Annotated in this window: 23 protein-coding genes, 1 other RNA gene and 1 riboswitch; of the genes, 16 read left to right on the top strand and 8 right to left on the bottom strand. The window is 59.2% G+C overall.

The window, feature by feature from the left end:
* Positions 1–426: 426 nt before the first annotated feature.
* Both G5179_RS07315 and G5179_RS07320 read left to right on the top strand, forming a co-directional pair.
* A complete protein-coding gene (locus G5179_RS07315; RefSeq protein ID WP_421258122.1) occupies positions 427–1,053 on the top strand; it encodes a class I SAM-dependent methyltransferase in 627 nt (208 codons plus the stop codon).
* On the top strand, positions 1,037–2,098 hold the full coding sequence (locus tag G5179_RS07320) for an HNH endonuclease (protein WP_421258123.1): 1,062 nt from the start codon (positions 1,037–1,039) through the stop codon (positions 2,096–2,098). Before G5179_RS07315 ends, G5179_RS07320 begins: the two co-directional genes overlap by 17 nt.
* A 75-nt stretch (positions 2,099–2,173) precedes the next feature.
* Here G5179_RS07320 and ssrA read toward each other — a convergent pair.
* Together ssrA and smpB are read right to left on the bottom strand one after the other, a co-directional pair.
* Positions 2,174–2,533: a transfer-messenger RNA gene (ssrA, locus tag G5179_RS07325) on the bottom strand.
* A gap of 166 nt (positions 2,534–2,699) precedes the next feature.
* Complete coding sequence (gene smpB, locus G5179_RS07330) at positions 2,700–3,188, bottom strand: SsrA-binding protein SmpB (RefSeq protein ID WP_005334498.1); 489 nt, start codon at positions 3,186–3,188, stop codon at positions 2,700–2,702.
* A 169-nt stretch (positions 3,189–3,357) separates the two neighbouring features.
* Between smpB and G5179_RS07335 the strand changes: the two genes are divergently transcribed.
* Positions 3,358–3,792, top strand: a complete 435-nt coding sequence (locus G5179_RS07335) for an SRPBCC family protein (RefSeq protein ID WP_005334496.1) — start codon at positions 3,358–3,360, stop codon at positions 3,790–3,792.
* Complete coding sequence (locus tag G5179_RS07340) at positions 3,785–4,132, top strand: RnfH family protein (protein WP_058059898.1); 348 nt, start codon at positions 3,785–3,787, stop codon at positions 4,130–4,132. The genes G5179_RS07335 and G5179_RS07340 overlap by 8 nt, the downstream gene beginning before the upstream one ends.
* 81 nt (positions 4,133–4,213) lie before the next feature.
* Here G5179_RS07340 and G5179_RS07345 read toward each other — a convergent pair whose 3' ends face one another.
* Entirely contained in the window at positions 4,214–5,488 is a 1,275-nt protein-coding gene (locus G5179_RS07345) for an amidohydrolase (RefSeq protein WP_245095414.1), read from the bottom strand.
* Positions 5,489–5,667: 179 nt separating this feature from the next.
* Complete coding sequence (fadE, locus tag G5179_RS07350; protein ID WP_421258124.1) at positions 5,668–8,124, bottom strand: acyl-CoA dehydrogenase FadE; 2,457 nt, start codon at positions 8,122–8,124, stop codon at positions 5,668–5,670.
* A gap of 255 nt (positions 8,125–8,379) precedes the next feature.
* Between fadE and lpcA the strand changes: the two genes are divergently transcribed.
* The 3 genes from lpcA to G5179_RS07365 all read left to right on the top strand — a co-directional run bounded on the left by lpcA (position 8,380) and on the right by G5179_RS07365 (position 10,559).
* Positions 8,380–8,958, top strand: coding sequence for a D-sedoheptulose 7-phosphate isomerase (lpcA, locus tag G5179_RS07355; RefSeq protein WP_421172032.1), 579 nt, complete (start codon positions 8,380–8,382; stop codon positions 8,956–8,958).
* A gap of 164 nt (positions 8,959–9,122) precedes the next feature.
* Positions 9,123–9,932: a class II glutamine amidotransferase gene (locus G5179_RS07360; protein ID WP_421258125.1), complete on the top strand. Its 810-nt coding sequence runs from the start codon at positions 9,123–9,125 to the stop codon at positions 9,930–9,932.
* A gap of 291 nt (positions 9,933–10,223) precedes the next feature.
* Entirely contained in the window at positions 10,224–10,559 is a 336-nt protein-coding gene (locus G5179_RS07365; RefSeq protein WP_005353511.1) for an Hpt domain-containing protein, read from the top strand.
* Positions 10,560–10,598: 39 nt separating this feature from the next.
* Here the strand turns inward: G5179_RS07365 and G5179_RS07370 are convergent, their stop codons facing one another.
* Complete coding sequence (locus G5179_RS07370; RefSeq protein ID WP_005334480.1) at positions 10,599–11,513, bottom strand: gluconeogenesis factor YvcK family protein; 915 nt, start codon at positions 11,511–11,513, stop codon at positions 10,599–10,601.
* Between the two features lie 113 nt (positions 11,514–11,626).
* On the opposite strand from G5179_RS07370, the gene G5179_RS07375 reads away from it, so the two are divergent.
* A complete protein-coding gene (locus G5179_RS07375) occupies positions 11,627–12,811 on the top strand; it encodes an FIST signal transduction protein (RefSeq protein ID WP_421258126.1) in 1,185 nt (394 codons plus the stop codon).
* Positions 12,812–12,828: 17 nt separating this feature from the next.
* Positions 12,829–14,925, top strand: coding sequence for an ATP-binding protein (locus G5179_RS07380; protein ID WP_421258127.1), 2,097 nt, complete (start codon positions 12,829–12,831; stop codon positions 14,923–14,925).
* 249 nt (positions 14,926–15,174) lie between these two features.
* Here G5179_RS07380 and G5179_RS07385 read toward each other — a convergent pair whose 3' ends face one another.
* From G5179_RS07385 to narQ, 3 genes are all read right to left on the bottom strand, one after another.
* Complete coding sequence (locus tag G5179_RS07385) at positions 15,175–15,750, bottom strand: LON peptidase substrate-binding domain-containing protein (protein ID WP_201937094.1); 576 nt, start codon at positions 15,748–15,750, stop codon at positions 15,175–15,177.
* A gap of 103 nt (positions 15,751–15,853) precedes the next feature.
* The gene (narL, locus tag G5179_RS07390) at positions 15,854–16,492 is read right to left on the bottom strand and encodes a two-component system response regulator NarL (protein WP_005334471.1); all 639 of its coding nucleotides are present in this window, start codon (positions 16,490–16,492) and stop codon (positions 15,854–15,856) included.
* The gene (gene narQ, locus G5179_RS07395; protein WP_201937096.1) at positions 16,492–18,204 is read right to left on the bottom strand and encodes a nitrate/nitrite two-component system sensor histidine kinase NarQ; all 1,713 of its coding nucleotides are present in this window, start codon (positions 18,202–18,204) and stop codon (positions 16,492–16,494) included. Before narQ ends, narL begins: the two co-directional genes overlap by 1 nt.
* A 78-nt stretch (positions 18,205–18,282) precedes the next feature.
* A riboswitch (molybdenum cofactor riboswitch) is annotated at positions 18,283–18,423 on the top strand.
* Here narQ and moaA point away from each other — a divergent pair.
* The 7 genes from moaA to G5179_RS07430 all read left to right on the top strand — a co-directional run bounded on the left by moaA (position 18,411) and on the right by G5179_RS07430 (position 25,143).
* Positions 18,411–19,406 (top strand): GTP 3',8-cyclase MoaA, encoded by a 996-nt coding sequence (moaA, locus tag G5179_RS07400; RefSeq protein WP_040065406.1) that lies wholly within the window; start codon positions 18,411–18,413, stop codon positions 19,404–19,406. (Overlaps the previous riboswitch by 13 nt.)
* Before the next feature lie 238 nt (positions 19,407–19,644).
* Positions 19,645–20,187, top strand: coding sequence for a ferredoxin-type protein NapF (napF, locus tag G5179_RS07405; protein WP_421258128.1), 543 nt, complete (start codon positions 19,645–19,647; stop codon positions 20,185–20,187).
* Between the two features lie 29 nt (positions 20,188–20,216).
* The gene (locus tag G5179_RS07410) at positions 20,217–20,471 is read left to right on the top strand and encodes a chaperone NapD (RefSeq protein WP_031227438.1); all 255 of its coding nucleotides are present in this window, start codon (positions 20,217–20,219) and stop codon (positions 20,469–20,471) included.
* 101 nt (positions 20,472–20,572) lie between these two features.
* Entirely contained in the window at positions 20,573–23,062 is a 2,490-nt protein-coding gene (gene napA / locus G5179_RS07415) for a nitrate reductase catalytic subunit NapA (RefSeq protein WP_421258129.1), read from the top strand.
* A gap of 16 nt (positions 23,063–23,078) precedes the next feature.
* Complete coding sequence (napG, locus tag G5179_RS07420; RefSeq protein WP_201937100.1) at positions 23,079–23,816, top strand: ferredoxin-type protein NapG; 738 nt, start codon at positions 23,079–23,081, stop codon at positions 23,814–23,816.
* Positions 23,813–24,688 (top strand): quinol dehydrogenase ferredoxin subunit NapH, encoded by an 876-nt coding sequence (gene napH / locus G5179_RS07425; RefSeq protein WP_181223754.1) that lies wholly within the window; start codon positions 23,813–23,815, stop codon positions 24,686–24,688. The genes napG and napH overlap by 4 nt, the downstream gene beginning before the upstream one ends.
* Positions 24,688–25,143 carry a nitrate reductase cytochrome c-type subunit gene (locus G5179_RS07430; protein WP_005334452.1) on the top strand — a complete coding sequence of 152 codons (456 nt, stop codon included), beginning with the start codon at positions 24,688–24,690 and terminating at the stop codon, positions 25,141–25,143. The genes napH and G5179_RS07430 overlap by 1 nt, the downstream gene beginning before the upstream one ends.
* Positions 25,144–25,151 lie beyond the last annotated feature (8 nt).

Genomic DNA, 25,151 nt, shown 5'->3' on the forward strand with positions numbered 1-25,151 from the left:
GCGTAGTCTGTCCGGTCGGGTTGCGTTGCGTTAGGTCTCTGCACGTAGCAGTGGGAGGCGATCAGTGGAATATGGGGGTTACGTTGATCGTGGCGAGCCATGAGAACCAGCCTTTCGATAGCACGAGTCATCCCCAAACAGGGCGACGACATCAGTCGAGTTCATTAATAGCCATCTCCATCTGGCGTTGACCTATCATGGCGATAATAAGTGCCAACAGATCAGTGAGTTGGACGAATATTACCCGAAATGTTGAGCGGTGGCATCATTCAGAGCCCTCTGGCCGCGCTTCTTTTGGCTGGCATCCCGTTTTTGTAAATGCCTCTGCCCCCTTAATCGTTCATGTCTGTAAAGTGTCGTCCTTGTCATAGTCAACCCACTGATCTTGTGAGACTATTTCCCTTTATTTTCCGATTGGAACGCATTGTGTCCCTCGACTACTACCAGCGCCACGCCACCGAAATGGCGGCCCGTTACCAACAAGTATCTTCGCGCACTGTTCATTGCGACTGGCTCACTCTGCTGGAGCCTTGGCTCGTGGCGGCGCCGCGCCGGTTGCTCGATGTAGGGGCTGGCAGTGGTCGGGATGCCGCGTTTTTGGCCGGGCTCCATCAGGGCCACAGTGTGGTCGCTGTCGAACCCAGTCAGGCACTCGCTTCGCTGGGACAGTGCCGTACCCGGGATGTTGCAGTGGATTGGGTCAATGACGCTATGCCGGCTCTCTCTCGCGTGACCGGTACTTTTGATCTGATTTTGCTCAGTGCTGTCTGGATGCATCTACCCCCGGAGTCTCGTCCCTTGGCGCTGGCACGTCTTCATGAGCTGCTCTCACCAGATGGTTATCTGGTACTGAGTCTTCGTCTGGTTATCTCGGAGCAGGAGATGCGGGAGCGAGCCATGTATCCGGTAGCTGTCGATGAGGTGGAGCGGCTTGCATTGGCGGAGGGGATGACACTGCTCCATGTGTCAGAACCACAGGAGGATGCCTTGGCGCGTAGCGGCTTGAGTTGGCAGAGTCTGATCCTTGGGGGTGAACATGCACGCCTCCCCTGAGCAACAACTCGCTTTTATTGCCTATCTGCAACGCATCTTTACCGAAGGCGATTTTGTGGCCACTTACAAGTGCGCCTTGCTCCACGGGATTGCAGATATCGCGATTGAGCGCAGTACCGAGACCCATGATCTGACCGCGGCGCGCACTATTACGCTGGACGAACTGGCCACCAAGTTTGTGGAGCTTTATTGGCAGCACAGTCTGCCCTACTCGGCGACGGGAGAAACGGCTACCTTGCTCAAACAGAGCAGCGGTCGTCAGGCCATCATGCTAACGGAGTTGTCCCGGCTGCGTGCAGAGGGGGTCCGCTCGGTAACTGCACTGCGTCGGCACGACGCCTGGCGGCCTCTTCTTGCCCGAGTTCGGCGCATCCTTGTTGAGGGGCCCTTGTGGCGTCTGCAGATCCTGGGTGGGCGAGAGGAGTGCCACCTCTATCCTCATCAAAGGGGCGCGGATCATATCTGCCTGAACCCCGGAATTCTCTACTGTCTCCACCGCTTTTACGATCTGGTGGTCTCCCTCTCCCGACAGCATTGGTTGCAGCTTATCTGCGACATCAAGGGGAATCAGCCACTGATTGGCCCAAGTGTAGGGCTGGAGAATTTTCTATTTGGTTCAAGCCGTCAGGCGCTGGTACGGGTGGGGGAGGTTTTGAGGGACTTGCAGGGGGGAACCTGTTTTTACTGTAACAAGGCGATACACGGGAGTGGTGAGGTAGACCATTTCATCCCCTGGCGTCGTTATCCAATCGATTTGGGCCATAACTTCGTACTGGCACACGCCAACTGTAACCGGAGCAAACGGGATTTTCTCGCCGCTCCCGAGCACAGGGATGCCTGGTACGAGCAGAATATCCTGACCCATGGGGCGTACCTCACGGACGAGCTGTCCCCTCTGGTGAGCATCGACGCCGAGCGTTCTACCGCAATCGCCACTTGGGCCTATCAGCAAGCACTCCGTGAGCATGCTCGGTTGTGGCGTGGTATTGACCTGTTTGTGGACGTGACAGCCCCCAGTGTGAATATTCCCCTGCGCTTTCTGTGAGACGTTGAGGCTTTCACGCTAGATAAACTCGATAAAAAAGGGCCACCTCTTGCGAGAGGGCCCTTTCCAAACGTTTGGTGGAGCTGGGGGGATTTGAACCCCCGTCCAAAATTACTACATCCTCGGCACTACATGCTTAGTCACTCTTTACATTCGCCAACCCGCTGCGGAGAGACACGCCACGAATTGACTAGCTCGATTGGTTTTAATGCTTCCGCCCCGAGCAGGACTTCCACACGATCCTGTGAAGGATGACCTTCCGATTCCCTAGGACACAGGCAAGCTAGGGTAGAAGGGCTCTATGCAGGTTATTAAGCTGCTAGTGCGTAGTTTTCGTCGTTTGCGACTATTTTTTTGCGGTTTATTAACGAGGCCTACCGCACCTCGGCATGCACCTTGGGTTTCGTGAATCTTGTCGAATCCAGAATCAGCCCCAAGTTGTTAATTGCGATTGTACGCAAAAATGCTGTCATAGCAAGGCGTTGATACCCATTCCCTCTGGCAGCCAGTCTGTTTGCCGATTTATTGTACGCAGCTGAACCTGAAGAGCCAGCTGCGCTGGGGGAAGGTGAACTGACGTCCTGATCCTGCCAGTAGCAGGTTAGCCGCGATGCTTGTTCTTCATGATGCGGGCTTTTTCCCGATCCCACTCGCGGGCCTTGGTATCTTCGCGCTTGTCGTGCTCTTTCTTGCCCTTCACCAGGCCGATCTCGACCTTGACCCAGCACTGTTTCCAGTAGAGGGCGAGGGGAACTATGGTGTAGCCCTGACGGGCAATCAGGCTTTCGAGCTTGTCGAGTTCACGACGGCTCAGCAGCAGTTTGCGGGTGCGGGTCGGGTCACATACCACGTGGCTGGAGGCCGCTTGCAGTGGCAGGAAGCTGGAGCCGAACAGATAGGCCTCGCCATCGCGGAAGATGACATAGGCTTCGCTGATGTTGGCCTTGCCCGCCCGCAGGGATTTGACTTCCCACCCTTGCAGGGACAGACCCGCTTCGATCTTCTCTTCGATGAAGTATTCGTGGCGCGCGGTTCTGTTGAGTGCAATGGTGCTGGACCCGGCTTTGTTTTTACTGTTTTTTTTGCTCATGACGGGCGATTTCCGGCAATGACTAGGAGGCTCGTATTATACGTAGGCAGGGGCGGCTGTAAAACGCGCAGCAGGTCAAGTGGTGGCTTTCTGAGCGGTTTGGCTGAGGTTTTACCTCCACAACCCCAAACATGGTGATAAAATCGCGCCGATTGGATGAGGAAAAGCCATGCCCCGAATTACGCGCAGTGCCCTGGTGATGTTCAGTGCAGAACAGATGTTCAAGTTGGTTAACGATGTGGATGCCTATCCGCAGTTTTTGCCCGGCTGTGTTGGCAGCCGTGTCCACGAGGCTGGCGATGACTACATGATGGCGTCGGTCGATGTGGCCAAGGCGGGGATTGCCAAGACCTTTACCACCCGCAATCAGCTGGATGTGAACCGCCAGATCAGGATGGAGCTGGTGGATGGCCCGTTCCGCAAGCTGGCGGGCTGGTGGACCTTTACCCCGCTCGATGTCGACGCCTGCAAGGTGGAGTTTGATCTCGATTTCGAGTTTACCTCCAAGCTTATCGAGGTGGCATTTGGTCAAGTATTCCGCGATCTGGTGAGCTCCATGGTCTCCGCCTTCTCCAACCGGGCGAAGGAGGTCTACGGTGTCTGACCAGCTCAATATCGAGGTTGTCTATGCCTTGCCGCAGCAGCAGACGGTGATTGCCCTGCGGGTGGCGCCCGAGACTTGCGTGCTGGCGGCCATCGAGCAGTCCGGCATCGTGCAAAAGCACCCCGAGATTGACTTGTCGGTCAACAAGTTCGGTATCTACAGCCGCCCGGTGAAAGGGAGCGAGCCGCTGCACGACGGCGATCGCATCGAGATCTACCGTCCACTCATCGCCGATCCCCGCGAGATGCGCAAAAAGCGGGCCGAGAAGGCCAAAGAGGAGGGGCGAGCCGATAGCGTGACCGGTGGTCGCCCCGATGTGCATCGCAAACTCCGCGAGTAGCGCTCAGGTTTTTCTTGCAGAAAAAAGGCGCCGAGGCGCCTTTTTTTGATCCCGTTAGCCGGTGAGCTGGCCGAGGGGATATCAAGAGAGGGCTGCTTCTGCCACACCCAGCCGTGCGCGTGCCCAGGCGGCCAGCAGCTCGACCCCGCTTTGCATCACCCGCTCATCGAAATCGAATTCGTTGTGATGGTGCGGCGCCGCCAGATCGGCCCCCAGGATGAGGTAAGCCGCTTCGCCCCCCTGCTTTTGCACCCGCTCCATCAGAAAACCGGCATCTTCGCTGGCGCCAAAGCGGCGAGTCTGGATGGTGGCGAGCCCTTGCTTGCGGGCCAGCGCCGCCAGCTCGGCCTGCAGTGCCGGGCTGTTGTCGAGGGCAATAGCCTCGCCCTGTTTGATGATGCGGTAGGTGACGCCGTGGGCGAGGGCAGTCCCTTCGACGATGCGCTGTACCTGACTGAACATATAGTCGTTGAGCGTGCTGTCGGCGCCGCGGGTCTCACCGCGCAGCTCGGCGTGATCGGGGATGACGTTGCGGCCGCTGCCAGCGTGGAGCTGGCCGACGTTGATACGGGTCATGCCGTCGCGGTGGCGGGGAATGCCGAGCATGGCGGTGGTGGCCATGCAGGCGGCTGCCAGCGCATTGCTGCCAGCGTTGGGTTCGAGCCCTGCGTGGGCGGCGGAGCCCATAAAGTGGACGTCGAACTTGGTGGAGCAGAGGAACTCGGTGGGGTTGATCACCAGCTCGCCGCTGCCAGCGTGAATACCGATATGGAGCGAGAGCAGGGCATCCACGTCATCGAGTGCCCCCCCGGCGGCCAGCGCCTTGCCACCGCGACACCCCTCTTCGGCGGGCTGGAAGAAGAGCTTGATGCGGCCGCACAGCTGCTCCTTCATCGCCATCAGGCTGCTGGCCAGCCCCATGCCGATGGCGGTGTGGCCATCGTGGGCGCAGGCGTGCATCCACCCCTTGTTGTGGGAGGCAAAACCCTCCTGCTGCGGCTGGTGCTGTTCGGCATCGGACTCTTCCACCTCCACCGCGTCGATATCGAAGCGAAAGGCCAGGGTCGGGCCGGGACGACCGGTATCCAGCTCCCCCATCAGCCCGGTGACATCGCCGATCCGCTCCAGCCAGTCGGGATGGGCTCCCTGACGGCGGGCACGAGCCTTCTCGGCCGCCACATCCACATCACGCCCCATCATCAGATTGCTGGCCAGCAGTTTGTCGCCGAGCACAATGCGATAACCGAGCTCGCTCAGGTGGTGGGCAATCAGGCTGGTGGTGCGAAACTCTTTCCAGGCGGCTTCCGGCAGGCGGTGCAGGTCGCGGCGCCACAGGATCAGGTGCTCAAGGGTCATCTTGGCTTCCTTGGTGATTCGATTTGTCGGCTATTGTGCCTTTTTTCCCGGCTGACCACACGGGGGCTGCAGCTGGTCGGGGGAGCTGTGAGTGCAAGTGGTGGCTGTTCGGGCCGTGAATAGTGGTGAGCGCCCATAAAAAACGCCTCCACAAGGGAGGCGTTGTCGATAGCTGGTTATCAGGCCGCGTGATGGTAAGCGGAGGCTTCAAACAGCTTCTTGTTGGCCACCAGATCGATGGGGTCAAAATCATCGACGTTGATGGTGCGCAGGCGACTTACCTCGGCGCGGCGCAGCAGCTCGGCTTCGCTCTGGGTCAGTACGCCAGCGGCCAGACCCATGTCGGCCACCTTGTCCAGCGCCATGAAGGGACGCTTGATACCATCGCTCTTGCAGACTTTCTCGAACAGCGGCTCGGCGGCCAGCACGTCATCGAGCGCTTGCTCCAGCAGACCGAAGGGGTTGCCCTCTTCGCGAGTCAGGTATTGGCCCTTGGCCAGGCGGCTGCGGGTCTCGCTCGGGGTTTGCAGCAGACGGGCAACCTGTTGGTCCAGCTTGTCGCACGGACGGTTCAGGTCACGACCCAGCGGCAGCACCACGGCGCGCAGGGCAAGGCCAATCCAGCGGTTCGGGAAGTTGCGCAGCAGCTCGTCGATCGCCTCTTGTGCCTTGAACATGGCATCTTGCAGTGCCCAGTGTAGCAGCGGCAGGTCGGCCTGCTGGCGTCCCTCATCCTGATAGCGCTTGAGGGCGCTGGAGGCCAGATAGAGCTGGCTCAGCACGTCGCCAAGACGGGCGGAGACCCGCTCCTTGCGTTTGAGCTCGCCACCCAGGGTGCCCATCGCCATGTCTGACAGGAACGCCAGGTTGGCCGAGAGGCGGGAGAGCTGCTGGTAGTAGCCCTTGGTCTGATCCTTGTACGGTGCCGCGGCAAAGCGGGCGCCGGTGATACCGAGCCAGAAGCTGCGTACCAGGTTGCTGATGGCAAAGCCGACGTGGCTGAATACCGCCTTGTCAAAATCCTTCAGCGCCTGCTCCTTGTCGGGGTGGCTGGCGGCCAGCATCTCCGGCAGTACATACGGGTGGCAGCGGATAGCGCCCTGACCGTAGATGATCATGCTGCGGGTCAGGATGTTGGCCCCTTCCACCGTAACGGCGATGGGGGCACCCTGATAGCCACGGGCCAGATAGTTGTTGGGGCCCATGCAGATGGCCTTGCCGCCGTGGATGTCCATGGCATCGATGATGCACTTTTGGGCACGGTCGGTGAGGTGGTATTTGACGATGGCGGAGATGACCGAGGGCTTCTCGCCAAGGTCGATACCGGTCACCGTCAGGTTGGCTGCGGCGCCCATGATGTAGGCGTTGCCACCGATGCGGGCCAGCGGCTCTTCAATCCCTTCCATCTTGCCGATGGGCAGCTTGAACTGGCGACGGATGCGGCTATAGGCGCCGCTCGCCAGGGCCAGCATCTTGACGCCACCTGTGCTGTTGGAGGGCAATGTGATGCCGCGACCGACCGACAGGCACTCGACCAGCATGCGCCAGCCCTGACCGGCCATGGCCGGGCCACCGATGATGAAATCGAGCGGGACGAACACATCCTTGCCCTGGGTCGGACCGTTCTGGAACGGCACGTTGAGCGGAAAGTGGCGACGGCCAATGCCGACACCCTTGATGTGAGTGGGGATCAGCGCGCAGGTGATGCCGAGCTCTTCCTCTTCGCCCAGCAGGTGTTCCGGATCACGCAGTTTGAAGGCCAGACCCAAGACGGTGGCGATAGGGGCGAGCGTGATATAGCGCTTGTTCCAGGTGAGGCGCATACCGAGCACCTCTTTACCTTCCCACTCGCCCTTGCAGACGATACCGAAGTCGGGGATGGAACCGGCATCAGAACCCGCTTCCGGGCTGGTCAGGGCGAAGCAGGGGATCTCTTTACCTACCGCCAGGCGGGGCAGGTAGTAATCTTTCTGCTCGTCAGTGCCATAGTGTTGCAGCAGTTCGCCCGGGCCCAGCGAGTTGGGTACGCCAACGGTGGAGGCGAGCACGGCGCTGGCACCGCACAGCTTTTGCAGGACACAGGACTGGGCGTAGGCCGAGAACTCCAGACCGCCATATTTCTTCTTGATGATCATGGCGAAGAACTTGTTGTCCTTCAGGTATTGCCACACCTCGGGGGAGAGATCCGCGCGCTCGTGGGTCACTTCCCAGTCGCTCACCATGCGGCACACTTCCTCGACCGGACCATCCATAAAGGCCTGCTCTTCGGCAGAGAGGGTGCTGACCGGGATGGCGTGCAGCTTTTTCCAGTTCGGGTTGCCCGCGAACAGATCGGCTTCCCACCAGGTGGTGCCCGCTTCGATAGCCTCTTTCTCGGTGCGGGACATATCCGGCATGATCGATTTGTAGATCTTGAACAGCGGCTTGGTTATTTGATTGCGGCGAAATTCAACCAGATTGAGCGGGATGGCGATCACCGCGAACAGCGCCCATACCAGCAAGGGCACATGACCATAGATGGCTCCAAGCACCAGGGCGGCGCCGGTGACCAGGGTGGAGATGAACAGGGATGCCCGGCGATAGGCCAGGGCTCCGATAACCAGGATCACCCCGAGCAGAGTGAGGGTCGTCGTCATTGCTTGCTCCTTGCGTGGTTAGGTTGCCAACGTGGCGTAACTGATCCAGAGGTCTGACCTGTTGGATATGGCCCCTGTTGTAATTCATACGCACAAAGTTATCAAGCTGTTTACATCTTCATTACCTTCTCTCTGTGATCCCCATAACGCTCACGCGCCGCCAGCGCTGTGGCTCGCAGGGGGGCGACTGTGCGATTCGCTTGTGCGAGAATAGCCGGGATCTACACGCACACTAAAAACAGTGGAAGAGACATCATGTACCAAGAATTGATCCGCAATGAACTGACCGAAGCTGCCAGCGTGCTGCAGGCCTTCCTGGCTAATGAGCAGAACCTGAAAAACATCGAAGCGGCCGCCAAACTGCTGGCCGACTCTTTCAAAGAAGAGGGCAAGGTGCTCTCTTGTGGCAACGGTGGCTCCCACTGTGACGCCATGCACTTCGCCGAAGAGCTGACCGGTCGTTACCGCGAGAACCGCCCGGGTTATGCCGGTATCGCCATCTCCGATCCGAGCCACCTCTCCTGCGTCTCCAACGACTTTGGCTATGACTATGTCTTCTCCCGCTACGTAGAAGCGGTCGGCCGCCGTGGCGACGTGTTGCTTGGCATCTCTACCAGCGGCAACTCCGGCAATATCCTGAAAGCCATCGAGGCGGCCCGCGCCAAAGGGATGAAAGTGATCGCCTTGACCGGCAAGGATGGCGGCAAGATGGCAGGTCTGGCGGATGTCGAGATCCGCGTGCCGCACTTTGGCTATGCCGACCGTATTCAGGAAGTGCACATCAAGGTGATCCACATCCTGATCCAGCTGGTCGAAAAAGAGATGGCCAAGTAATCAGGCTGTCACTACCAGACAAGGGCAACGCCGGTAGCATGGTTCGCCATCGGCCGGTTGTTGCCAGTCACAGGGGAAGGGATTGCGCCTTCCCCTGCTGTCTGTCGAACCAGCGTGCTGGTCGAACATGACACAAGCCAAATCATGAAAGGAGTCTGCCGGATATGTGCGAACTGCTCGGCATGAGTGCCAATGTGCCGACCGATATCTGCTTCAGCTTTACCGGGTTGATGCTGCGCGGCGGCAAGACCGGGCCCCACAAGGATGGCTGGGGGATCACCTTCTACGAGGGGAAGGGCTTTCGCACCTTCAAGGATCCCGAGCCCAGCGCCCAATCTCCCATCGCCAGACTGGTACAGGCGCTGCCCATCAAGAGCTGCGCCGTGGTCAGCCACATCCGGCAGGCCAACCGTGGCTGCGTGTCGCTGGAAAATACCCACCCCTTTACCCGTGAGCTTTGGGGTCGTTACTGGACCTTCGCCCACAACGGTCAGCTCACCGGCTACAAGAAGCTGCCCACCGGCCGCCACCGTCCGGTAGGGGATACCGACAGCGAACACGCCTTCTGCTGGCTGCTCGACCGGTTGGAGCAGAAGTACCCCAAGCGTCCTGCAAACTTTCCCGCCATGTTTCGCTATATGGCCACCTTGTGTGATGAGCTCAGAGCATTCGGGGTGTTCAACATGCTGCTCTCGGACGGGGAGTATGTGATGAGCTACTGCAGCAACAACCTGCACTGGCTGACTCGCTGCGCGCCATTTGGCGAGGCGAGTTTGCTGGATGAGGAGGTGGTGATCGATTTCCAGAGCGAGACCACACCCAACGATGTGGTGACGCTGGTCACGACGCGGCCGCTGACCGGCAATGAGAACTGGATCAAGATGGCCCCCGGCGAATTCAATCTGTTTCGCATGGGGGAGCGGGTGGCGACCAATCAGGTCGTGCTTGAGCGAGATAAAAAAATACCAGGGTAGATACCTACCCTGGTTCTTCGCAGCAGCCATAAAAGGCAAAAGGGATGAGAGGTGTTGCTGAGCATCATCACTCTGACGGCATTGAGTGTTGATCAATTGTTAATTTGTGGCAATCAAGTTGTTGTCTTGACGGGCGTTTCAGCATCGCTATTTCGATACTGATCACATTTTTTGCCACTTTATTCCCTGAGCCATCCAATCTGGTGCTTCATCACTGCCTGGTCGTGAGCCACGACATCGAAAACTATCTATAGTATGGTCTGTTTGAATACCGTTCTGGAGGAGCCTCGCATGGAGTGGGTGGATCGCAAGGTGTTGCAGCAGCTGGCAGAGGATATCGGTCCGGATATGCTGCCCGTGGTCATCGCAGTCTTTATTGAAGAGGTGGGCGAGCAGCTGAGTCAGCTCAGACCCCTCTATGAACAGGGAGAGTGGGAGGCGCTGGCTCGGGTGGCGCACAGCATGAAATCATCCTGTGGCAGCTATGGCGCCATGCCGAGTTATCAGCAGGTGATGGCACTTGAGATGGCCAGCAAGCAGGCGGATGTGGCCGAGGCAGAGCGCCAGTTGCAACTGCTGGAGGCCTCCTTGCCTCAGGTGCTCGCGTTTCTTGCCGATTATCAGTAACGGCGCCATGCAGGGATGCCGGGGCACCGTGACCGTTGCCTAACGCTGGTTGAGCAGTTGCTGGATGATCCGGTCCAGCGCCAGTTTCAACTTCAACCGATCGTGCCGATGGGGCAGCTCAAGCTCGCCCAGCTCGGCTTCGATCACTCGCCCTTGCCAGTCCCCCGCATCACCCGCGCCCTGGGGAGCAAGGATTGCATCCAGCCGACCCTGACCGACCCGGGATTCCAGCCAGCGACACTGACTCATCAGATCCAGCTGACTGGCAGGGCCGTTTTCCGCCACCAGATTGCAGACGAAAACCAGCATGGCGCTGCTCTCGTTGATGGCCTGGGCGATCTCGGCCAGCAGCAGTGGTGGCATGATGGAGGTGAGAAAACTGCCCGGCCCCAGAATGATCATGTCCGCCTGCTGCAATGCCAGCACCGCTTCCCGGGTCGCCTGCACTTCCGGCATCAGGCCGAGGGAGAGGGGAGGGGTTGCCAGTTGATCGATGGATACCTCTCCCAGGATCTGGGTGCCACACTCCATATGGGCGCAGAGATCGGTGGGAAATTCAGACATGGGTAGCAATTGTGACTCGATTTTGAGCATGTCACTGATCAGCTTGATAGCATCAAGAGGACGGACACAGAGATTATCGAGCGCCAGCAGCATCAGGTTGCCAAGGTTGTGGCCCGCCAGCTCGCCTTTGCCGGCGAAGCGGTACTCGAACAACAGGCTGCCGATGCTGGGATCGGTCACCAGCTGGTTCAGGCAGTTGCGCAGATCGCCCCAGGCGATGCACTCCTGACTCTTGCGCAGGCGTCCGGTCGAGCCGCCATCATCTGTGGTGGTGACGATGCCGGTGAGCCGTTGACCGAGAAACGAGAGGGACGAAAGCACTCGTCCCATGCCATGGCCACCACCGATGGCAACGACCCGATCGAAGTCATTGATGTTTTTTTGCCACATATGGGCGTCCTGTTATTGGTCTCATTTGACCGCTATGTTAGCAAGCGAAGCGAGATAATTGTTTGATAAAGGTATGATTTTTGCTTGAGGCTGCCATTCGATAAAACAAGGAGATGGTGTTGAAATTTCTGACCGTTCACTCCCTCGCCCAGAATTCATCGCTGGCGGCCCAAGATATCTGCGCGCAGCTGCGCCACCATGCCGATCAGGCCCCCTCCCTGCTGTTACTCTATTTTACCCACGCCCATGACGGGGCGATACTGCGCGATGCGCTCAAACACCAGTTCCCGACGACCCGCCTGCTTGGGTGCAGCTCTTGCGGTGGCGTCATGACCGAGATGGGACACCACGCCCGAGACGGATATGGGCTGGCGGTTGCTGCCCTGTACGACGAGAAAGGAGCATTCGGGGTGGCCGGAGCCAGCGGTGACGGGGTGGATGTGCGACAGTTGCTGCGCCGAGCCATGAGCGACTGTGGTCGGCCAGGTGAACTGCCCCAGCTGATCCTGTTTCACGCCAGTCCCGGCAAGGAGGAGGGGCTGCTGGCCGGTATCGAGGCCGAACTTGGTGCCTCGGTGCCGGTGGTCGGTGGATCCGCGGCTGATAGTAGCGTCAGCGGTGACTGGCAGCTCTGCTGGGATGAGGCGGTGGCCCAGGATGGCATCGGTCTGGCGGTGCTCTATCCCGATTGCCAGCTCGCTTTTCAGTTTCACTCCGGTTATGTGCCTGCCGAATTCAGCGGCGAGATCACCGCCTGCAACGGGCGGGAGGTACTCACCATCGATCACCAGCCTGCTGCCGAGGTCTATGCCCGCTGGTGCGGTCGCGAGCAGCCCTGGCCGGTGGGGGCGATTTTGCGGGAGACCACGCTCACCCCGCTGGCCCGTCAGGTGGGAGCGCTGGATGGTATTCCTTACTACAAACTTTCCCATCCTGAAGCTGTGACCGAACAGGGCGGGCTGCGGCTCTTTACCGATGTGGTGCAAGGGGAGCGTCTGCTGCTGATGTACAGCAGTCAGGAAGGGTTGTTGCAGCGCAGCCTCAATGCCATGCGCGTCGAGCCAGGGTATGGGGTCGATGTGGAATTGCAGCCTATCGGCGCTCTCATCATCTTTTGTGCTGGTTGTCGTTTGGCGCTAGGTGATATGTTGTGCCAATTTGTCGAACAGAGCCAGGCTCGCCTCGGCAAGATCCCTTTTATCACCCCCTTTACCTTCGGCGAGCAGGGGCGGCTGCCCAATGGCGAGCTGGCCCACGGCAACCTGATGGTATCGAGTGTGATCTTTCTGACCGCTTGAGCAGAGCAGGATACAAGATGATTGGCAACAGTGAATTGGAAGCCCTTGGCGACAAACTGCAGGCGACCCTGGTCGATCTCATGCGCTGTCGCGAGCGCGAGGCCAAGTATCGTCATGAATCCCATACCCTGCTGAAAGGGGTGGCCACACTGGCTGATGCCAAAACGCTGGAGCAGGTGCTGGAGAGCCTCATTCAAGTGCTCAAGCCCTTTATTGGATTTGAACATGCGGATGTGGTGGCCTGGAGTGGGGAACAGGGCATCACCCACCTCAGTACCGAGCCGGAACAGTGCGGTCGCAGCTGGTTGATGACCCCGGCCTTTGCTCGTGCCATTGCCGGAGAGACGTTGGTGATCTATGACCCGTTCCAGTTGCCTGAGCTGGCACCGCTGGCGAGCGAGCCGGGCTGGGCCAGCCTGATGCTGACCGGGCTGCAGGCCCCCGGCTTTACCGCCGTTATCCTCTGTCGGCACTCGCTGGCCGGCTCCTTCGATCTGACCAGCAAGGCGGCCATGCAGCGCTGCCGTCCGTTGATTTCACAAGCGCTGGTCAACATTGCCTATCGGGCCCGCTTGCAGGAGCAGGTCGATTTAAAAACTCAGGCCCTGCAGGCCAGTGAACGCCGTTTTCGCAGTTTTGCCGCCATGGCCTCCGACTGGTTCTGGGAGACCGATGCCGAACACCGGCTCAGCTATGCTTCCGAGCCCGGTTACCTTGACGAGATGACCCCGCTGGCAACCCGGCCGACCCTCTATGACTATGTCTGCAACAAGCAGAGTACCGAGTCACAGGCATATCTCGACCTATTGGAGCAGCGTAAACCGGTTCGGGCTGTACGCATGCAGGTTGCGATGCTCGACGGCCCCCGCTGGATGGAGGTGAGTGCCGAACCCTGTTTTGATCATGGGGGGGCTTTTACGGGATATCGCGGTACCGCACGCGATATCAGCCACCAGATCCATCGTGAAGAGGAGCTGGCGCGGGCACGGGACGATGCGGAGGCGGCCAACCGTGCCAAATCCCAGTTTCTTGCCATGATGACCCACGAGATCCGCTCCCCCATGAATGCGGTGCTGGGGATGCTCGACCTGGTGCTACACGCCGAGCTGGCACCCGAGCAGAAGCAGTTGCTACGTCATGCCACCCACTCTGCCAGATTGCTGCAGACCATCATCGACGATGTGCTCGATTTCTCTAAAATCGAGTCCCAGACCCTGGTGTTCCATTGCGAGACCTTGCAACCGATCCAGTTGTGTCAATCCGTGATCGAACCGTTGCAGAACCGTGCCGACGGCAAGGGCATAACACTGAGCTATCGGGTAGATGAAGCTGTCCCTGCCGAGCTGCAGGGAGATCCGGTGCGTCTTACCCAGGTGATGGGCAATCTGCTGGACAACGCCCTCAAATTTACCGAACAGGGAGAGGTCACTCTCCATCTGGGTTGGCAGGATGAGAAGCTGCTGATCTCGGTCTCTGACACCGGGATCGGGATCGCTGATGCGGATCAGGCGCTGCTGTTTGAACCCTTCTCCCAGGTCGACAACTCGGCCACCCGGCGTTTTTCCGGTACCGGCCTCGGTCTTGCCATCAGCAAGCGTCTGGTGACGCTTATGGGGGGAGAGATCCACCTGAAGAGCGAGCCGGGCAAGGGAAGCTGTTTCTGGTTCGAACTGCCCGGCATGGCGCTACCCTGCCATAGCCAGCCGCAGCGGGAGGAGGGGGCTTCGGGACTGTTGCCACTGGATGTGCTGGTGGTGGAGGACAGCCCGGTGAATCAGCTGGTGGTGTCGCTGATGCTGCAAAAACTGGTGGGCAAGGTTCGGCTGGCTGCCAATGGTCTGGAAGCGCTGGCGCAGGTGGATGAGCAGCTCCCGGATCTGATCCTGATGGATATGCGGATGCCCCTGATGGATGGACTGGAAGCGACCCGACGCTTGCGTGAGTTGGGATGCACCATGCCTATCGTCGCCCTGACGGCCAATGCGATGGCGGAGGACAAGGCGTGCTGTCTGGCGCAGGGGATGGATGACTTTCTCGCCAAGCCTATCACCTTGTCACGGTTGAGAGAGTGTTTGCAGCGTCACTTTGGTCAGCGGTTGCCGACGCGCGGATAAAAAAAATGGTCAACTTTGTGGGTTGACCAGTTCTTCAGCAAATACTGAAGAGAGCACGGGATAAATCGGGTTGTATCAATCTATATGAAAAATCTGTGCCAACTTTTTCAGGACTCTTTTGTGTTCAATTTTGGCCGTTTAGCGCAGCGGCTCTCTCTTGTTATGGCGTTTTGCGTTCCTACTTACTCGCAAAATGCGAATTTCACATTTTCATTGTTGGAATAATTGCATTTTGCAACGCTGTTTTTGTCATTGTGAAATCAGGCGATGCAGAAATTTACGGGCCGCTTCGCTGTTTTGTTTGGCAATCAGCATCTGCTTTTCATAAATCGGCATCGGCAATATCTCGAGCCAGCGCTGGCAGAGCCAGGCGGCATCTTCAAAGCGCTTGTCCGGATAGAGCTCATCAAGCTCCGGATACTGCTCGAACACTTCCCGCAGGCGATTGACCAGCAGCTTGTCGTTGAAATCTGAGTGGGTGCTCGGCCAGTTGGGCAGCATCTCCACCTTGGCCCGGCGCAGGCCCATCTCGTCTGTTTCCATCTCGTGGATGCAGAAGCGCTCCAGTCCCAGCACCGTCACTCCCAGCAGGCCATCATTAAGGCTGTAGAAGTCAGTCACCTTGACCCGGGTGCCCACCGGCAGAATGCGGCCGGATTGTCCCGAGGTGGTCGACTCTTCCATCACGATGCCAAAGCCCTGATCGTTGATGAATGACTCCTTGAGCATCTGCAGGTGGCGTGGCTCGAACAGACGCAGAGGAAGCTTGCCGCCCGGCAGTATGTGGGAAGGCAAGGGGAACAGTGCCAAAGGTTGTAGTTTCATGTTCCATCCTCCATTGAGTAGTTGCTGAATATGACAATGCAGCGACTGTGCCAGAGAATGAAAAAAGCCACCGGAGGGTGGCTTTTCGGGCGGTTGAGGGCGCTTAGTTGCGCTGCTCCAGATACATGACAGCCGCTTCCACGCGGCTTTGCGCCTCGAGTTTCTTCAGCAGGCTCTTCACGTGAACCTTGACCGTTCCCTCGGAGATATGGAGTACCGAGGCGACCTGTTTGTTGGAGAGGCCTTTTGCAATTTCGCGCAGGATTTGCATTTCGCGACGCGTTAAGCTTTCCAGCTTCTGCTGCAGGTGATCCAGCTCGTAGATGTTTTCGAGATAGGGGCGCAGCGGTTCGCTCAGGATCTGCTTGCCGGTCATCACGTCGGCCAGCTGGGCCAGCAGCAGATCAGGCTCGGTATCCTTGAGCAGGTAGCCGTCGGCACCGGCCTTGAGCAAAGCCACCACATCCTGACGGGCATCGGAGACGGTGAGGATCACTACCCGGGAGGTGATCTCCTCGGCGCGCAGCGCCTTGAGGGTATCGAGGCCGGAGAGCCCCTTCATGTTGAGATCGAGCAGGATCAGATCCGGCTCTGACTCTTTGGCCAGCGCCACGGCATCTGTGCCGTTGGAGGCTTCACCGGTCACCTCCATGTTCTCTTCCAGAGCCAGCAGCTGCACAATCCCTTTGCGCATGAGGGGATGGTCATCTACGACCAGAACTGTGTATTTCATCTCGTCCATCAGGCGTCTCTCGTTAGACTGGTGGGAAAGGTCAGATGCACGCAGGTGCCTTGTGGTTGCTGCTCGTTGATGGTCAGCAGACCGTGCAGTTTGCTGGCGCGCTCGTTCATGATGCTCAACCCGTAATGGTTGATCGCCGAGCTGGCGAGTCCGATCCCGACACCGTCATCTGAAATCTGAACCTCAATGTTACCACTGGCGAGGGTCTCACAGCTAACATCAATCACTTGCGCGTTGGCATGTTTGATGGCATTGAGCACTGCCTCACGGATCAACTGCAAAATGTGGATATGCTGGCCCGCCTCCAAGTCGTTGTCGGCCAGTCCGTAATGGAACCGGATTTCGGCCTGGGTCTGAGGCTGCAGTTGATCAAGCATGACGCGGATCGCTTCCCCCAGATTGGCATCGCCAATGGTGAGACGGAAGGTACCGAGCAGTTCGCGCAACTGGGTATAGGCATTGCTAAGCCCCTCGTCGATCTGCTGCATCGCCTCCTGCGCCTTGTCATGCTGCCCCTTGGCGTAAGAGCGCTTGAGCAGGGTGGACTGGATCTTGAGATAGGAGAGGGCTTGCGCCAGCGAGTCGTGCAGCTCGCGGGCGATCACCGCCCGCTCCTCCATCAGCAGCAGTCGCTGCTGTTGCAGCAGGGTCTGGTCTTTGTGCAGCACCTGAGCCAGCAGCATGGTGAAGTTTTTAATCAACCGCTCATCGATGGGGTGCTGGCTGATGATGTCGAGGCGGCCGAACTCCTGCTCATCCATCTGCAGATAAAAGCTGGCGACCGCATCGAGATCGCCGGGCCAGCCGGTGCGTCCCGAGATGTAGACCGGCATGGCGTTGTGTTCGAAGCGGGTCAGCCGGATATGGTCGATATGCTGGTGGGCGGCGGCGCGGTCCAGCAGTTTGATGAGGGTACGGGTACTGAGCGGGGCGGCGTGCAGCTTCTGGGCGGTCGAGTAGAGAAACGAGAGGGTGTCGTTGGCCTGTTGCAGCTTGGCGGTTTTCTCTTCCACCTTGTTTTCCAGCTCCCGATAGAGTTTGCCCAGCTCATCGGCCATGGTGACGAAGGCGCGCGATAGCTCCCCCAGTTCGTTTTCGCCGTGGGCGGGCAGCTTAAGATCGAAATCCTGCCGCTGGATCTGGCGGGCACAGTAGACCAGCTGGTTGAGGGGGGCGACCACCTGCTGACGGGTGAAGCGCACCGTGAACCAGGCGATGGTGATGATGGCCAGCAGGCCGAGCCCCTCCGCAAGCGCCAGCATCCGCACCTTGAATTCCACGTGGTACTGCATCTGATTGACGAAATTGTCGATGGCCGCCACAAACTGCTCGGTGTTATCGGTGTACCGTCTGGGGGTACGATCCTCGATGTGCTGGCGCATCACCTGCCACTGGCCGAGCACCTCGCCATAGGTGCGACGCAGGGAGGCAGGAGTGATCCAGCGCTGGGTCTCCTGCAGCTCTTCGGCGTGCAGGGTCTCTTCAAACTGGGAGAGGCGCCCCAGCACGCTGTCGCCCCGCTCGATTTCGTAGGCCATCCGGTAGGCCTGCATCCGCAGCGAACCGGAGAGGTTGATCGCCTTGGCATCGGGTACCGAGTAGAAGAGGGTGACCATGGCGACCAGCGCGATCAGGCTGGCCATGAAGAGGATCAACACCATGGCGCGGCCAATGGCACTGCTGACCGAATGGACCCTGAACCGTTTTCCCATACTGATGCGCACCTCTGAATAGTGATAAGGACCCCGCAAGATGCGTGGGAGTGTACTCCAACTTGTGTTAGCATCGAAAAACTAGATGAACTCCGAGCGGTTTTGCCTAAGTCCTAGCGATAGGGGAAAACCAGCCGTCAGCCGACGTTCGAGCTGTAAGGGTCAGGAAAGAAATGCCCTGGCCTCCCGTATTTGGAAAGGTGTTTATGTTGCCACTTGAAGATGGTTTTTCCCGTCGTTTTTACTATTTGCGTCTGTCAGTGACCGATGTGTGCAATTTCCGTTGCACCTATTGCCTGCCTGACGGTTATCGTCCCCCCGAAGGTCACAAAGCGGGGCGTCAACCCTTTCTCTCGATTGACGAGATCCGCCGCGTGGTCAGCGGTTTTGCCGCCATGGGTACTCGCAAGGTGCGCATCACGGGGGGCGAGCCCTCCCTGCGCCGCGATTTCACCGAGATCGTCAAGGTGATTGCCACCACCCCGGGCATCGAGAAGGTCGCCATGACCACCAACGGCTATCGCCTCAAGGAGCGGGCTCAGGAGTGGTTTGATGCCGGACTCAACGCGCTGAATGTCAGTGTCGACAGTCTCGACCCGCGCCAGTTTCACCAGATCACCGGTGAGAACAAACTGGCCGAAGTGATGGAGGGGATCGAAGCAGCACTGGCCGCCGGTTTCAAATCGGTGAAGATCAATGCTGTGCTGCTCAAGGGGCTCAACGACTACCAGCTTGATGCCTTTCTGGGCTGGATCAGGTACAAGCCCATCGAGCTGCGCTTTATCGAGCTGATGCAGACCGGCGAGATGGATACCCTGTTTCGTGACCACCATGTCAGCGGCGAACAGATCAAACAGCGCTTGCTGGAGAGCGGTTGGGTGCAGCAGTTGCGGGGCACGGATGACGGTCCGGCGCAGGTCTTTATGCACCCCGATTCGCAAGGTGGGGTGGGGCTTATCATGCCCTACAGCAAGGATTTCTGTGCCGGTTGCAACCGGCTGCGGGTCTCCTCGCTGGGGAAGCTGCATCTGTGCCTGTTTGGCGACAACGGCATCGACTTGCGGGATCTGCTCGGCGCAGATGGGCAATCTGATGAGCTGCAACAGCGCATTCGCGCGGCACTGGCGGGCAAGAGTGCCACCCATCGTCTCCATGAGGGCAATGCCGGAATCACCCCTCATCTCGCCTCGATCGGCGGATAACCGCAAAAATCGCCAACGATTAAATAGCAATCCTCACATGGAGGTATTTTAACCGATACCTCCTTTTTTATTGCGCTGCAACGCTTTGATCTGGCGCAAGAATCCCCCCTGTTTATCTCCCTGGTGGTATATCCCTTACCTTGTCAGGGCCGCAATATACACCCACTCTTATAATTAGTATCAAGAATGCCAATCATGGACTCGCACTGTCCCCTTTTTCACCAGAACAGGAGTCAACATGCCGGATGAGATCGATCTTGCCCGCCGCGGCCTGTTCCGGGGGCGGCTGAGAACCGCCGAACCGCCGGTGCAGTTGCCCTGGTCAGTCAACTGGTCGGCATTTGTCGCCGACTGTACCCGCTGCGGGGACTGTCTGGCCGCCTGTCCGGAGCAGATCCTGGTGAATGGCGAGGGCGGTTTTCCGGTGGTCGATTTCCAGCGTGGCGAATGCACCTTCTGCACCGAGTGCGTCACGGTCTGCAAGGTGCCGCTGTTTCGCCCGACCAGCGAGTCTCCCTGGCACTACAAGGCCCATATCGAGGCCAACTGTCTGGCCAATGGTCAGGTGTTTTGCCAGCGCTGTCAGGACAGCTGCGAGCCCAATGCCATTCGTTTTATTCCGGTGCTGGGGCGTGTGCCCACCCCGACGGTCGAGCCGGATCGCTGTAATGGCTGCGGCGCCTGTGTGCAGGATTGTCCGGTTGGCAGCATCAAGGTCGACGGGCGAGCCGCCCCATCCGGTGGTACGAGCCAGCCCACCCTCAAGCAGGAGTCAGAATGAGTCAGAAGCCGTGTGACACAGAAGCCACAATGGATCAGGAGTTCCATGTATCGAGTCTGGTGGTGCTGACCCAGCCCCCTTTGCGCCATCAGCTCGCCGAACAGATTGGCGCCCTTGAAGGGGCCGAGATCCACGCCGTCAGTGACGAGGGCAAGCTGGTCGTGACTCTGGAAGGTCCTAGCCAGCGGCCGATCATGGCGGCCATTGATGCGATACAGGCGATGCCGGGTGTGCTCTCTGCCGCCCTGATTTACCACCAGTTCGATGAACTGGGCGGTCACTGAAAAGAGTGATGGGATGCCGGGCATGCTCTCTGCCGCTGATGGCTGGCTCCCGTTCGACAGATTCGACAACTATTACGCGATAAGCAATGTGAGGATATGCCATGAAGCTGAGTCGACGCGACTTTATGAAGGCCAACGCGGTGGCAGCTGCTGCTGCCGTGGCCGGTGTCAGTGCCCCCACGCTGGCAGCCAATCTCATCACCAGTACCGACAAGACGGCCATCCATTGGGATAAGGCTCCCTGCCGCTTCTGTGGTACCGGCTGCTCCGTGCTGGTGGGCTCTCAGGATGGTCGGGTCGTGGCGACTCAGGGCGACCCCGATGCACCGGTCAACCGTGGCCTCAACTGCATCAAGGGCTACTTCCTCTCCAAGATCATGTATGGCCAGGATCGCCTCACCCAGCCGATGCTGCGGATGAAGAACGGCCAGTTCGACAAGGATGGCGACTTTGCCCCCATCAGCTGGGATCAGGCGTTCGACATCATGGCCGAGAAGTTCAAGACGACCCTGAAAGAGAAGGGGCCGACCGCCGTCGGCATGTTCGGCTCCGGCCAGTGGACCGTCTGGGAAGGCTATGCTGCCGCCAAGCTGATGAAGGCCGGTTTCCGCTCCAACAACATCGACCCCAATGCTCGTCACTGTATGGCCTCTGCGGTCGTCGGCTTCATGCGTACCTTCGGCATGGACGAACCGATGGGCTGCTACGACGATATCGAGCAGGCCGATGCGTTCGTGCTGTGGGGCTCCAACATGGCCGAGATGCACCCCATCCTCTGGTCGCGGATGTCTGATCGTCGCCTCTCCAACCCGGATGTGCAGGTGCACGTGCTCTCGACCTTCGAGCACCGCAGCTTCGAGCTGGCGGACAACGGCATGGTGTTCACTCCGCAGACCGACCTGGCGATCCTCAACTATGTCGCCAACTACATCATCCAGAACGACAAGGTGAACTGGGACTTCGTCAACAAGCACACCGTGTTCAAGAAGGGGGCCACCGACATCGGTTACGGCCTGCGCCCGACCGATCCGCTGCAGCAGAAAGCGAAGAACCCGGACAGCGGCGATGCCACTCCGATGACCTTCGAGGAGTTTGCCAAGTTCGTGGCGGATTACGATGTGGAGTCGGTCTCCAAGCTCTCCGGCGTCTCCAAAGAGAAGCTGGAAAAGCTGGCCAAGCTCTATGCCGATCCGGGCAAGAAGGTGGTCTCTTACTGGACCATGGGCTTCAACCAGCATACCCGTGGCGTCTGGGCCAACAACCTCTGCTACAACATCCACCTGCTGACCGGCAAGATCTCCGAGCCGGGTAATGGTCCTTTCTCACTGACCGGCCAGCCCTCTGCCTGTGGCACCGCGCGTGAAGTGGGTACCTTTGCCCACCGTCTGCCTGCCGACATGGTGGTGACCGAGCCCAAACACCGCGCCATTGCCGAGCAGATCTGGAAACTGCCGGAAGGGACCATTCCCGACAAGGTGGGTTTCCACGCTGTGCTGCAGGATCGCATGCTCAAGGACGGCAAGCTCAACGCCTACTGGGTGATGTGTAACAACAACATGCAGGCCGGCCCCAACATGAATACCGATCGCCTGCCTGGCTATCGCGATCCGCGCAACTTTATCGTGGTCTCCGACCCGTACCCGACCGTCACTGCCCAGGCAGCGGACCTCATCCTGCCCACCGCCATGTGGGTGGAGAAAGAGGGGGCCTATGGCAACGCCGAGCGCCGCACCCAGTTCTGGCACCAGCAGGTAAAAGCGCCGGAAGGGGCCAAGTCCGACTTGTGGCAGTTGATGGAGTTCTCCAAGCGCTTCAAAGTCGAGGAAGTGTGGCCGGCTGAGCTGATTGCCAAGATGCCGGAAGTAAAGGGCAAAACCCTGTTTGACGTGCTCTATGCCAACGGTCAGGTCAACCAGTTCCCGAAAGAGCAGAGCAAGGGGATGCTGAACGACGAAGCCGAGCACTTCGGTTTCTACGTCCAGAAGGGCTTGTTCGAGGAGTACGCCACCTTCGGTCGTGGCCACGGTCACGATCTGGCACCGTTCGATCAGTACCACGAAGCGCGCGGTCTGCGCTGGCCTGTGGTAGATGGCAAAGAGACCCTGTGGCGCTACCGTGAAGGGTTCGACCCCTATGTGAAAGCGGGCGAGGGGGTGCGTTTTTATGGCAAGCCCGATGGCAAGGCGGTCATCTTCGCCCTGCCGTTCGAGCCCGCCGCCGAGTCGCCGGATAAAGAGTACGATCTGTGGCTCTCCACCGGCCGCGTGCTGGAGCACTGGCACACCGGCACCATGACCCGTCGGGTGCCCGAGCTTTATCGCGCCTTCCCGGATGCGGTGCTCTTCATGCACCCGGACGATGCCAAGGCTCGCGGCGTGCGCCGTGGTGAAGAGGTGATCGTCTCTTCCCGCCGTGGCGAGGTGAAGACCCGTGTCGAGACCCGTGGTCGCAACCGTCCGCCGAAAGGACTGGTCTTCATGCCCTTCTTTGATGCCAGCCAGCTGGTCAACAAGCTGACCCTGGACGCCACCGATCCGCTCTCGAAAGAGACCGATTACAAGAAGTGCGCCGTCAAGGTGATGAAGGCTTAAGGCGGGGGAGTACGAGATGAGTCGTAGTCGTCGCCAGTTTCTGGCCGACATGGCCAAGGGGGCCTGCGGTGTGGGCCTGCTTGGCGCGGGGCTCGGTGGCGTGGCCCGCCAGCAGGCGCAAGCTGTGCCTGCCCAGGCGCTGCGTCCGCCCGCCTCTCTCGATGAAGCAGAGTTCCTCAGCGCCTGCGTGCGCTGTGGGCTCTGCGTCGAGGCGTGCCCCTACGACACCCTCAAGCTCGCCCGGCTGTTTGACCCTGTGACCACCGGTACCCCTTATTTCAAGGCGCGTGCCGTGCCCTGCGAGATGTGTGATGACATCCCTTGTGTGGTGGCCTGTCCGAGCGGGGCGCTGGATCAGCAGATGACCGACATCGATCAGGCCCGGATGGGGGTGGCAGTGCTCATCGATCACGAGACCTGTCTCAACTATCTGGGTCTGCGCTGCGATGTCTGTTATCGGGTCTGCCCGCTGATTGACAAGGCGATCACTCTTGAGCTGCAGCATAACCAGCGCACCGGCAAGCATGCCATGTTCCTGCCCACGGTACACAGCGATGTCTGTACCGGCTGTGGCAAGTGCGAGCATGCCTGCGTGCTGGAGGAGGCCGCCATCAAGGTGGTGCCACGCCAGCTTGCCAAAGGTGAGCTGGGTCATCACTACCGGCTCGGCTGGGAAGAGAAGGCCAAGGCGGGGAACAAGTCGCTCATCGGCGACAGACTCACCCTGCCCACCCGCAAACCGGAGGGGTTATGAGTCGTTATCCGGGGGAAGAGGCTCGCATCAAGCTGGGGTGGTGGCGTTCCCACCGCTTCCTACTGTTGCGTCGGCTGAGTCAGTTCAGTGTGCTCGGGCTGTTTTTGCTGGGGCCGCTGGCGGGTGTCTGGATCCTCAAGGGCAACCTCTCCAGCTCGCTGTTGCTGGAAACAATGCCGCTGACCGATCCCCTTACGCTGTTGCAGTCGCTGGCGGCGGGCCACTGGCCCATCACCACCCTCTGGCTGGGGGCTGCCATTGTGCTGGCCGGTTACTGGCTGGTGGGGGGGCGGGTGTTCTGCTCCTGGGTCTGTCCGGTCAACCTTATCACTGACGCTGCGGCTTGGCTCAGGGGGCGACTTGGACTAAAAGGCAACGGCCAGTTCAGCCGTGCGACCCGCTACTGGCTGCTGGTCATGGTGCTGGTGGTGCCTGCTGTGGTCGGGGTGATGGCGTGGGAATTGGTCAATCCTGTGTCACTCGCCATGCGCGGCCTGCTGTTTGGCATGGGGGCTGGCTGGGCCCTGCTGGCAGCGCTATTCCTGTTCGATCTCTTCGTGGTTGAGCGGGGTTGGTGCGGTCATCTCTGTCCGGTGGGGGCCTTCTATGCCCTGGTTAACCGGGTCGGGTTTATCAAGATTTCTGCCAAGGGGCGCGAGCGGTGCAACAACTGCATGGATTGTTATGCGGTTTGCCCGGAGCGTCCCATCCTGCGCGGGCCTGTTCATGGTGCCAAGCGCGGTCACGGGCCCTTGATTGCGGCTCAGGAGTGTACCAACTGTGGCCGCTGCATCGATGTCTGCGCGGAACAAGTTTTTGAAATCACTGTAGGTTTTGCCGTCAAGGCAGAAAAAACGTCGGAGAACAAATAATGAAAAAGCTGATTGGAGCAATGCTGGCCTGCCTGATGGCGGGATCCTTGATGGCAGCGGCCCCCGAGATCACCAACAGTACCGGTGGCCTCAAGTCCGAGCGTGGCGCCACCGATCTGGTGACCGATGCCACTGCCGCGCCCCTGAAAAACTTCCGCAAGGATGGCGCGCCCTACGATCGCCAGTACATGCATCAGCCGCCGCTGATCCCCCACGACATTCGCAACTACGAGGTGGATACCAAGGTCAACAAGTGCCTGGCTTGCCACAGCTTCAAGAATGCCAGCGCCATGAAGGCCCCCAAGATCAGTCCGACTCACTTCGAGACCCGCGACGGCCTGACCCTGGGTGAAGTGTCGCCGCGTCGCTACTTCTGCCTGCAGTGCCATGTACCGCAAGCAGATGCCAAGCCGCTGGTGGAAAATACCTTTAAACCGGTTGAAGCGCTGAACTGAGGAATCCA

It is taken from the genome of Aeromonas sp. 600886 (genome assembly GCF_049174935.1).
GTDB classification, from domain to species: domain Bacteria; phylum Pseudomonadota; class Gammaproteobacteria; order Enterobacterales; family Aeromonadaceae; genus Aeromonas; species Aeromonas veronii_A.

Excerpts from the sequence above, each read along its gene's own strand:
- G5179_RS07380 (WP_421258127.1), top strand. The coding sequence starts at position 12,829 with ATGATTGGCAACAGTGAATTGGAAGCCCTTGGCGACAAACTGCAGGCG.
- G5179_RS07320 (WP_421258123.1), top strand. The coding sequence starts at position 1,037 with ATGCACGCCTCCCCTGAGCAACAACTCGCTTTTATTGCCTATCTGCAA.
- G5179_RS07410 (WP_031227438.1), top strand. The coding sequence starts at position 20,217 with ATGGATCAGGAGTTCCATGTATCGAGTCTGGTGGTGCTGACCCAGCCC.
- fadE (WP_421258124.1), bottom strand. The coding sequence starts at position 8,124 with ATGACGACGACCCTCACTCTGCTCGGGGTGATCCTGGTTATCGGAGCC.
- napF (WP_421258128.1), top strand. The coding sequence starts at position 19,645 with ATGCCGGATGAGATCGATCTTGCCCGCCGCGGCCTGTTCCGGGGGCGG.
- napG (WP_201937100.1), top strand. The coding sequence starts at position 23,079 with ATGAGTCGTAGTCGTCGCCAGTTTCTGGCCGACATGGCCAAGGGGGCC.
- lpcA (WP_421172032.1), top strand. The coding sequence starts at position 8,380 with ATGTACCAAGAATTGATCCGCAATGAACTGACCGAAGCTGCCAGCGTG.
- G5179_RS07385 (WP_201937094.1), bottom strand. The coding sequence starts at position 15,750 with ATGAAACTACAACCTTTGGCACTGTTCCCCTTGCCTTCCCACATACTG.
- G5179_RS07375 (WP_421258126.1), top strand. The coding sequence starts at position 11,627 with ATGGTGTTGAAATTTCTGACCGTTCACTCCCTCGCCCAGAATTCATCG.
- G5179_RS07365 (WP_005353511.1), top strand. The coding sequence starts at position 10,224 with ATGGAGTGGGTGGATCGCAAGGTGTTGCAGCAGCTGGCAGAGGATATC.
- narL (WP_005334471.1), bottom strand. The coding sequence starts at position 16,492 with ATGGACGAGATGAAATACACAGTTCTGGTCGTAGATGACCATCCCCTC.
- G5179_RS07335 (WP_005334496.1), top strand. The coding sequence starts at position 3,358 with ATGCCCCGAATTACGCGCAGTGCCCTGGTGATGTTCAGTGCAGAACAG.
- G5179_RS07360 (WP_421258125.1), top strand. The coding sequence starts at position 9,123 with ATGTGCGAACTGCTCGGCATGAGTGCCAATGTGCCGACCGATATCTGC.
- napH (WP_181223754.1), top strand. The coding sequence starts at position 23,813 with ATGAGTCGTTATCCGGGGGAAGAGGCTCGCATCAAGCTGGGGTGGTGG.
- G5179_RS07430 (WP_005334452.1), top strand. The coding sequence starts at position 24,688 with ATGAAAAAGCTGATTGGAGCAATGCTGGCCTGCCTGATGGCGGGATCC.
- moaA (WP_040065406.1), top strand. The coding sequence starts at position 18,411 with ATGTTGCCACTTGAAGATGGTTTTTCCCGTCGTTTTTACTATTTGCGT.
- narQ (WP_201937096.1), bottom strand. The coding sequence starts at position 18,204 with ATGGGAAAACGGTTCAGGGTCCATTCGGTCAGCAGTGCCATTGGCCGC.
- G5179_RS07370 (WP_005334480.1), bottom strand. The coding sequence starts at position 11,513 with ATGTGGCAAAAAAACATCAATGACTTCGATCGGGTCGTTGCCATCGGT.
- G5179_RS07345 (WP_245095414.1), bottom strand. The coding sequence starts at position 5,488 with ATGACCCTTGAGCACCTGATCCTGTGGCGCCGCGACCTGCACCGCCTG.
- napA (WP_421258129.1), top strand. The coding sequence starts at position 20,573 with ATGAAGCTGAGTCGACGCGACTTTATGAAGGCCAACGCGGTGGCAGCT.
- smpB (WP_005334498.1), bottom strand. The coding sequence starts at position 3,188 with ATGAGCAAAAAAAACAGTAAAAACAAAGCCGGGTCCAGCACCATTGCA.